This is a genomic window from Archangium sp. (genome assembly GCF_036389735.1).
In the GTDB taxonomy this organism is placed as follows: domain Bacteria; phylum Myxococcota; class Myxococcia; order Myxococcales; family Myxococcaceae; genus Archangium.
Genome location: NZ_DASVWK010000920.1, coordinates 1 through 9051, shown reverse-complemented (window position 1 = coordinate 9051; position 9051 = coordinate 1). Strand labels below are relative to the sequence as shown.

Here is a 9051-nt window from a genome sequence, read left to right as displayed (position 1 = left end):
CGCAGCGCCGTCAGCAGCGGCCGACGGGCCCGCGCCTCGGCCACGGCCTGCTCCAGGCTCGGCGGCGCGGGGGGCATCGTGTCCAGCCCGGGCGGCGTCACCGCTTCCAGCGCCTCCGTCCCCGGCATGGCCAGCCACGTGGCCAGCTGCGCCTGGTCCCGGGCGAGCTGCCCGCGCCGCTCCACCACGGCGATGCGATCATTGCCCAGGTTCACCAGCGCGGACAGCTCCTCGCTCTTGCCCACCCGGCCCGCCTGGAAGAGGGCCCGGGCGCGATCGAGCTGCTGCTCGCTGCGCTCCACATTCTTCAGCAGCACCTGGATGGTGGCCTGGGTGCGGAAGAGGGAGAAGAAGCGCTGGATGCCCTCCAGCTCGGAGGCATCCGCCTGCTCGAGCGCCTCGCCCCGCAGGGCCTCCAGCTGCGCGCCGGTCTGCGACAGCCGCGCCCAGGCGGCCCGGTCATAGAGGAGCTGCGAGACGGAGAGGGAGAGGTTGAAGTTGGGGTACGTGAACTCCGGACTGCGCCCCAACTGCTGCTCGAAGGCGCCCGTCTGGTTCCCCTCCGCATCCAGCACCGGCACCCTTTCATAGGTGCGTTGCGGACCGGTGTAGTTGTAGTTCGCCCCGCCGCGGAAGCCGAGCTGGGGCAGCAGCGAGGAGCGGGCGGTGCGCACGTCCTGCTCGGCGGCCGAGGCCTGGAGGAGCGCGGTCAGCGCCTGGGTGTTCCCCCGGCTCCGGGCACGGGCGTCCTCCAGGCGGATGGGGGTGGCGGCGAGTACCGCCGCGAGCATGAGCGCGCTGCTCATCGACCGCCTCCCGGAGGACCAGGCCGGCCGCCCGGCCCGCCACCATCACCGGCCATGAGCTCCGGCAGGCCCAGGGAGACACCGGTGAACAGGACATAGGCGACGACGAAGAGCAGCAGCGCCCGGCTCCGGCGCATCCCCGTGGCCGAGGAGAAGCCCAGGGCCAGCAGGGCCACGCTCCACAGGTTGAAGAAGTCCACCGCCCCCAGCACCTTCTTCACCTTGGGGGTCAGCCCGCTCAGCACCGCCAGGCTGGAGGGCACCAGGTCCGGGACGCGATCCAGGGACAGGGAGTGCTGGGCCAGCGCGCAGACGGCGAAGATGAGGTGGTAGAGCGCGATGGGCAGCAGGGCCAGCACCGCCGCCGACATCAGCCGGGCGAAGGGCGCGGGCGTCTCGAACAGCCACGCCAGCAGCCACAGCGCCGCCGCCAGCACCAGCGCCAGCAGCGGCATCACGAAGACACCCTTGGCGATCCCCCCGACCAGCGCCTTGCGCGTGGCCGTCTGGATCTTCTCGGAGAGCTCCGTCTCCGTCATGCGATCGAGTTCGCCCTCCATCTGCAACTGCTGGATGACGGCGGGGCTCGCGTCCCAGCGGAGGGAAAAGGCCGTCCCAGAAGCGGACACACACAGCACGAGGATCAACAGGGGCCACACCCAGCGGTGGGCCTCGACGGCGGCCCCCGTCGCATCGAGTGGATCGAAGAGCACGCGGGCGGGTTGGACGAGTGAGGTCATAAGGTATGAGGGCGATGGGATGTACGCCCGTGAACACCCTCTATTGCAAGCCGGGTGACAATGCGGGGCCCCGAACCACCCGGCAAGCAACCGGATTCCGTAGATTCGACCATTTTGGCTACGCCGGGGGTAGGGGCTGTAGCGACCTGTAGCGGAAATTTTGCCGGAAGGATCCGAAGGGTGTATGTGCTCGCCTGCTCGCCTGCCGGAGCCCGAATGGTCGACAGCACGGATCTCGCCCAGGTACTCCTCGAAGCCAACGACATCGCCCAGAGCGTGGCACAGAAGCCTACCTCGGCGCACTTGCTGCTGGCCCTCTTCACGGTGGAGAACCGGGCGCAGCTCCTCCTCAAGGAGAAGGGCGTCGACGAGGACAGCCTCCTGGAGCGGATGACCTCACAGCCCTCGGAGCAGGACGGGCTGGTGCGCGAGCTGTGCATGCGCGCCCGGGAGATCGCCCAGAACAGCGGGGCGCGCGAAGCGGACTGCATGCACCTGCTGGTGGCCTTCACCCGGTTGCGCTGCGCCGCCAGCGAGCTGATGACCAAGGCTGGCCTGCACCTCATCAACCTGGGTAACACCGCCCTCTCCTACTGCCTCGACGGGAACATGCCGCGCAGGCTTCAGCCGGGCCGGGGCGCCATGTCGATGGGCATGCCCCGCCCTACCCGGCCCGTGGGTGCGCCGCCCTCGGCCCCGCCCGCTTCCGCGCTCGCGGTGAGCGTGCCGCGCCCCGCCCCGGCGCCGCCCCGGACGCCGTCCCGGCCCGCCATCTCCCCGCGCGACCTCATTGACGAGGTGCACGAGGACACCGTCGACGCCCCCGAGCCCACACCGGCGCCCCCGGTGCCGACGCGCACCCCGCCGCCGCACCCGGCCTTCCTGGCTCCGCCCACGCCCGCCGTGGTGGCGCCCCCGGCTCCGTCGCCTTTCCTGCCCGCTCCCCCCCCCGCGCCGCGCCCGGCCCCCCCGCCGCGTCCCGCCGCGCCGTCCCTGGTGCTCGACGAGAAGCGCTTTCCCCTGCTCACCTCGCTCGGCCGCAACTTGAGCAAGCTCGGCCAGGAGGGGAAGCTGGATCCCGTGGTGGGCCGCGCCAAGGAAATCGAAGAGGTCATCGACATCCTGGGCAAGCGGCGTACCAACAACCCGTGCCTGCTGGGCGAGGCGGGCGTGGGCAAGACGGCCGTGGTGGAGGGCGTGGCCCAGCGCCTGCTGGAGCTGCGCGGCACGCTGTCGGAGAAGATCCTCCTCGAGCTGGACATGGCGACGCTGGTGGCCGGCACCCAGTTGCGCGGCTCGTTCTCGGAGAAGCTCAACGCCCTCAAGGACGAGGTGAAGCGGGCGGACGGGCGCGTGGTGGTCTTCATCGATGAGATCCACACGCTGGTGGGCGCGGGCTCGACGGGCGAGGGCCCGCAGGACGCGGCCAACGAGCTGAAGACGGCCATGGCGCGCGGCGAGTTCCCCTGCATCGGCGCCACCACGCACGACGAGTACCGCAAGTTCATCTCGCAGGATCCGGCGCTGGAGCGGCGCTTCACGGCGGTGGTGGTGCACGAGCCCTCGGTGCCGGAGACGGTGGAGATCCTCCAGGGCATCATCGGCCGCTACGAGGACCACCACGGCCTGCGCTACGCCCCCGAGGCGCTGGTGGCCGCCGCGTCGCTGGCCTCGCGCTACGTGACGGACCGCTTCATGCCGGACAAGGCCATCTCGGTGGTGGACCTGGCCGGCTCGCGCAGCCGCCGCGAGGGCAAGGATCTGGTGGAGGCCTCGGACGTGGCGCGGGTGGTGGCGAAGATCGCCGGCATCCCCGAGGAGCGCCTGCTGATGACGGACTCGGCGCGGCTGCTGCGGCTGGAGGCGGACCTGGGCGAGCGCGTCATCGGCCACGAGGACGCCATCTCGCGCATCGCCCGAGTCATCCGCCGCAACTACGCGGGCTTCGCCTCGCGCCGGCCCATGGGCTCATTCCTCTTCCTGGGCCCCACGGGCGTGGGCAAGACGGAGATGGCGCGCGCGCTGGCCGAGGTGCTGTTCGGCAGCAAGGACTCGCTGGTGCGCGTGGACATGAGCGAGATGTCCGAGGGCCACGGGGTGTCTCGCCTCATCGGCTCGCCCGCGGGGTACGTGGGCTACGGGGATGGGGGCCAGCTCACCGAGCCGGTGCGCCGCCGGCCCTCGTGCGTGGTGGTGCTGGACGAGATCGAGAAGGCCCACCGCGAGGTGCAGCTGCTCCTGCTCCAGGTGCTGGAGGAGGGCCGCCTGACGGACGGCAAGGGGCGGCACATCGACTTCTCCAACACGGTCATCGTCATGACGACGAACCTGGGTGCGGAGGCGTTCAACCGCACGGGCCGGACGCTGGGCTTCGGAACCCCGGCCGGGACGGAGAGCAAGGGCGCGAGCGACATGGAGTCGGCCAGCACCGCCGCCCGCCAGGCGCTGCCGCCCGAGCTGTGGAACCGCATCGACGAGCGACTCCCCTTCCGTCCGCTCACGGAGGCGGAGGTGGCGAGGATCGCCACGCTGCTGCTGGACGGGAGCAGCCGGCGGCTCGGGACGGAGAAGGGCATCGAGTACGTGGCCGACGCGGAGGTGGTGGACCTGCTGATGAAGTCGGGCGGGTTCGATCAGAAGCTGGGTGCGCGGCCCATGCGTCAGGTGGTGCAGCGGCTGGTGGAAGCGCCCCTGGCCGAGCGGATCCTGGCCGGCGAGTTCATGTCGGGCGACCGGGTGCGGGTGTCCGTGCGAGCCGGAGAGCTGCACTTCGAGCGCGAGAGCCGCTGAGCCCGTGAGCCCCGCGCGACCCAATCGCCCGCGAGTGGTGGTGGTGGGCGCGGGCCGACTGGGAGGCGCACTGGCCCTCGCGCTCGCGGCGAAGCGCTGGCCGGTGCGGGTGCTGGCGCGCTCCGAGGAGAGCCGGCGCCGCATCCTGGAGCTGAGGCTGAAGCCGGCCACCGAGAGCGATGTGGCCCAGGCGCGGGTGTGCCTGCTGTGCGTGCCGGACAAGGCCGTGCCCGTGGTGGCCGAGGAAGTGAAAACCCGGATGGCGCGCGGTGCCGCGCTGGTGCACTGCGCGGGCGCGCTCTCGCTGGAGGCCCTGGGCGCTCCGCGTGGGCGGGTGCTGGGCTCGTTCCATCCGCTGGTGGCGGTGTCGGATCCGCGCGACTCGCTGGCGGGGAACTCGGTGGCCGTCAGCACGCGCTCCCACTGGCTGCGCGAGGTGCTGGAGCGAATGGCGAAGGACGCGGGCCTGCGTGCCCTGCGGGTGCCGGAGAAGCACCGCGCCGCCTACCATGCTGGCGCAGTGCTGAGCGCGGGCGGGGTGGTGGCGGCTCTCTCCGCGGCGGTGGACGCCTTCCGCGTCGCGGGTATCTCCGAGGAGGACGCGCTCGCCGCGCTGCTGCCACTGACGCGCTCGGCACTGAGGGGCGTGGAGGCACGTGGATTGGCGGCTGGGTACACCGGCCCCATCGCACGGGGAGATTCAGGGGTAGTGGCCACGCATCTCGCGGCCCTTCCGCCCGAAGCTGCCGACGTCTACCGGCCTCTGTCACGACGCGGATTGCAACTCGTGGGGCACCGTCTGTCCCCCGAAGCCCGCACTGCTCTGGGAAAGATGCTTGAGTAAAGTTTACAAGCCTTACTCAGGATCCAGATTCCATGTGCCATCCTCCCAACGCTTCAGGGTCATGATCGCACCAATCGACGATACTCCGTTCCCGTTTGCGGCTGTTTCCAGCACTGCCTTTGCTTCTGCTGTCCGATAGCGCAACAGAAACGCAGCAGCCATCACCCGCACATCCTGGCGAGGGTGCTTGAGCAGGACCACGAGCGCGTCACGTCCGGCATCACCCTTTGACCGCAGCTTCTTGAGCGCGGCGATGTACCGATTCGCATGCTTGTTACCGGTCTTGGCATCGCCTCTGTTTACCGATTCTGTCTGCGCAGCCACATTCTCAGCGAATTCATCCACGAGATCTTTCAGGCTCTTCACCACTCTCTACTCCTGATCCTCTTGATGGCAAGCAATCCAAATGAAAGCTGCGCCTCGTAGCTTTGCGTTCTGATCCACTCCCGCACCGTCAAACTATATGAGCCGGTAACATCAGGCCTCTTGGTGGAATAAAAAGCGCTCACCTTGGTGTGCAGCCCCTTTTCCAACGGAATGACATTCTCGGTGTTGTGAAGGGCCTCGGCGCCAAAACGCTTGAGATTGAACCTGTGTTTCTCGACGAGGTGATGCCAGTCCTTACCTTCACCTGCCTTGCCCATGTAACGCTTGAAGGCCCTGAATGACCTGAAAGCTCGATGCTTACGGGCGAGAAGTAAGCGTTCCTTCGCGGGATCGTTGGGCTCAAGTGCTGGGCGCTCGTCTCCTCCGTTCCGCGCAGTCATGGACACGGCGTTGACTGGCAGGACTACGCGGATCGTGCCCTCGTTCACGGAAACAAGGACTCGCTCGGCGCCGGTTGCAGCATCCATCAGGCGCAGCCCGGTGTTTGCCTCGACCGTGCGCGACGCCTGCCCGAATCCCGGCAGTTTCGGCCCCTTCGACATGAGCGCGGCCGTTTCACCTACCGCCGCCGTCGCCACCATGACGAGAATTCGCACGCTGTTGGGGCCGATGACTCTTCCGAACCGCTCGCCCACCTCGCGCAACTCCGCGAAGGAAGAGGCTCGCGGCGCATCTTCGTAAAGCTGCGCATAGGCCCGCAGCAGGTCGAAGAACTCCCATCCGAGATAGCCCCACATGAGCACGGAGAACGTGGCGGCCACGCCCTTCGTCACCGGTTCCGGCGCCATCAGGAGCGCCATGTAGGCCGTAATGGTGAAGCTGAGCGTCGCCAGCACCCGGGTAGGGTTGAGCATGGCCCGCACTTCCGCGTCCACGCCTTCCAGGGCAGGTCCCACCGCCAGGGCAAGGGCCATGCTGCGCTGATCGTCGGCTTGCAGTTGCCGTCCGTCGTCAAACAACGTCAGACAGTCACCCGGAGTGCCGCGCCGCTCGCAAAACCTCCCATAGGATTGCGCCAGCTCTGATTGCCACGCTTCGCCACTCGACGGTGCGGACGCCAGCGCCAGCTTCCTGCTGACGTACAGCGGGGGGTGTAAGGTGGAGACCCGCAGCGGGACGTGAAGCCACAGTGTTGTCAGGGCGTCCGCGAACTCGGAGTCCCCTACGCGCACCGGCTGAAAGTCCGTGGGCAGGCTAGAAAAGACGGCTTCGCCCTCACCCGAGTCTTCGTCGTCCTCGTACGCCGTCAGCTCTCCGCCCGAGGGGGCCCCCGTCGCGCATGAAGTCACCAGCATCAGCGCAGCCAAGGCGAGAGCGCCCACACGCAAAAGGCGCCGCTCGTCCACCGGGCTCGAATTGAAGGAGTGGCCAGACATAGCCGTACCTCTGGGACAGGCCCACTCGGGAGGACACGGTGGGTGACAGGGGTTCCCCACCGTATCGACTACCCTCACCCCGGCCCTCTCCCGGAGGGAGAGGGTGATCAGGGTTCACGACCTTCGCTAGCTCAGGATGATGCGCGGGCCCTGCAGCGCCTTGCGCACCAGCGACACCGCCTGCTCCGACGCCGCCTCGGCCTCGGTCAGACGGCGCAGGCACAGGTCGCCGTTCTCCGTCACCGCCCGCTTGAGATCCGACAGCAGAACCGTCGCCGCCTTCAGCATCTCCTCGTTCTGCGGGTTCGGTGGAGCGCCCTTCCCGGCCTTCTCCTCCATGTGCTTGGTGAAGCGACGCACCGCGTCCACCGTCTTGTCCGGATCGAACTGCGCCAGCAGCGGCTTGATGCGCTCCGCGTTCACCTTGATCAGCCGCAGCGCTCCCACCTTCCCGAAGCCCGGGTGCTCCAGCGTCAGATCCGACTGCTCGAACGTGCCCAGCAGCCCCTCCTCCGGCGCCTGCACCGCGTGCGGCACCACATCCACGAACAGCGCCAGCGTCGGCGCCCCCTGGGTGAAGGCCTGCGTCTCCTCGTCGTCCACCGGCGGGAAGCTCTGCGGCGAGCCGATGAACAGCAGCGGCAGGACGATCTCGCCCCAGAACTCCTCGGGCGCCGCCCCCGTGCCGCCCATCGTCGCGAACATGTGGCCCATCAGCTCCGCGATGCGCGGCGCCCGGTCCATCTGGTCCGACAGCGGCTTGCTCGCATCCAGCCGCGTGAGCGACTGGACGATCTGCCCCTCGAACTGCTGGCGCGCCTCCTGCGGCAGCGGCGGCTGGGTCCGGCCCAGGGCCTCACGCACGTCCCGCGCCAACGCGTCCGGCTTCGACTCGAAGGCCGTCTTCGCCTTGGCCGCGTCCAGCACCACGAACTGGAGGAAGCCCGGATCGAACAGCCGACGGTACTCCTCGGGCCCCAGCTTCGGCCCCGTGGCGCCCAGCGACTGCGTGGCTCCCGGCGCGAAGCGCGCCTGGCCCAGCGAGCGCCGGATGTCCGCGGCCAGATCCTCCAGCTTGCCCAACTTACCGCCCTGCGCCATCGACTCCATCACCGCCCCGAACGGGGACAGCATGATGATTGCGTCCGGGAAGCCCAACGTCGCCCCCTCCGGCGAGTCCCGGTTGGGGAACCAGAAGGCGCCGTGCTCATTGAACATGCGCTCGGCGAACGCCCCCGCCAGACCCAGTGCCAGGCCCTGGTGGTTGGGGTTGTTCACATCGAAAGCCGCGCCGAGCAGCTTGGGGATGGACGCTTCCAGCTCCGCCCAGGGGACCTGGAGGAGATCCACCGGCTTGCCCTCGACCTGCTGGAGGGCGGCGGCGACCTGCGCCTGAGCGGATTGGACATGCGGAGGGGCGGGATGGGCCATTGCGGGTTCCTGTTCCGGGTACTCGACCGTGTCGAACGGCCGACCCCCTTACCCCGAAAACCAAGTTCATCGCCACGATTTGTCGCCACCCCCTAGGATGCGAGCCCATGGCGCGCCGCCTCCCCTCCCTTCTACTGTTCATCCTCACCCTGTCGGGGTGTGCTTTCGTCACACCCCGCTTCCCGCAGAACGTCCAGACGAGCTTCGTCCGGGACGACATGCGGAAGCTCTCGACGAGCACGTTGGAGCTCTACTACCCGGCCCAGTACCGGCCAGCGGCCCTGCGCATCGCCGCTCGCCTGGAGGACTGCGTCGAGCGCCTGCGCCACCTCACCCAGAGCCCCCGGCAGCGGCCTCGGGTCCTCGTCTACCTGACGAGCGCGGACTTCAACAACGCATACGTCATGCCGGACGTCTCCAGCATCCCCCAGCAGATGGTGATGCCGACCCATATGTCGCTGGAGCTCTTCAACCTGCTGGGCTTCGGTCCGGCCGAGCTCGGCGAGGTGGGCTGCCACGAGTCCGTCCACTACGTGCAGATGCAGCAGACGGACGGGCTGTGGCACGCGCTCAACACCGTCACTGGTGGCCTCTTCCAGCCCAACCTCTTCACCGAGTCCTGGTTCCTGGAGGGGCTCGCCACCCACTACGAGGGGCGCCTGGGCAAGTCCTGGGGG

Annotated in this window: 7 protein-coding genes and 1 pseudogene; 3 read left to right on the top strand and 5 right to left on the bottom strand. The window is 68.8% G+C overall.

The annotated features are described in order from the left end of the window. Positions 1-806: TolC family protein (locus VF794_RS32730; protein WP_331117042.1), on the bottom strand; the 806-nt coding region annotated here is incomplete at its 3' end. Next, positions 803-1546, bottom strand: coding sequence for a YIP1 family protein (locus VF794_RS32725; protein WP_331117041.1), 744 nt, complete (start codon positions 1544-1546; stop codon positions 803-805). The genes VF794_RS32725 and VF794_RS32730, both read right to left, overlap by 4 nt. A gap of 216 nt (positions 1547-1762) precedes the next feature. Here VF794_RS32725 and VF794_RS32720 point away from each other — a divergent pair, with 216 nt between their 5' ends. Both VF794_RS32720 and VF794_RS32715 read left to right on the top strand, forming a co-directional pair. Then, positions 1763-4336 carry an ATP-dependent Clp protease ATP-binding subunit gene (locus VF794_RS32720; protein WP_331117040.1) on the top strand — a complete coding sequence of 858 codons (2574 nt, stop codon included), beginning with the start codon at positions 1763-1765 and terminating at the stop codon, positions 4334-4336. Positions 4337-4340: 4 nt separating this feature from the next. Next, a complete protein-coding gene (locus tag VF794_RS32715; protein WP_331117039.1) occupies positions 4341-5180 on the top strand; it encodes a DUF2520 domain-containing protein in 840 nt (279 codons plus the stop codon). Positions 5181-5192: 12 nt separating this feature from the next. Here the strand turns inward: VF794_RS32715 and VF794_RS32710 are convergent, their stop codons facing one another. From VF794_RS32710 to VF794_RS32700, 3 genes are all read right to left on the bottom strand, one after another. Continuing rightward, positions 5193-5549 (bottom strand): DUF2019 domain-containing protein, encoded by a 357-nt coding sequence (locus VF794_RS32710; protein WP_414640995.1) that lies wholly within the window; start codon positions 5547-5549, stop codon positions 5193-5195. Beyond that, positions 5543-6913: a hypothetical protein gene (locus VF794_RS32705; RefSeq protein WP_331117038.1), complete on the bottom strand. Its 1371-nt coding sequence runs from the start codon at positions 6911-6913 to the stop codon at positions 5543-5545. The genes VF794_RS32710 and VF794_RS32705 overlap by 7 nt, the downstream gene beginning before the upstream one ends. Before the next feature lie 156 nt (positions 6914-7069). Next, the gene (locus VF794_RS32700; protein WP_331117037.1) at positions 7070-8374 is read right to left on the bottom strand and encodes a hypothetical protein; all 1305 of its coding nucleotides are present in this window, start codon (positions 8372-8374) and stop codon (positions 7070-7072) included. A 107-nt stretch (positions 8375-8481) separates the two neighbouring features. On the opposite strand from VF794_RS32700, the pseudogene VF794_RS32695 reads away from it, so the two are divergent. Continuing rightward, a pseudogene (locus VF794_RS32695) lies at positions 8482-9051 on the top strand (hypothetical protein); the annotation flags it as partial.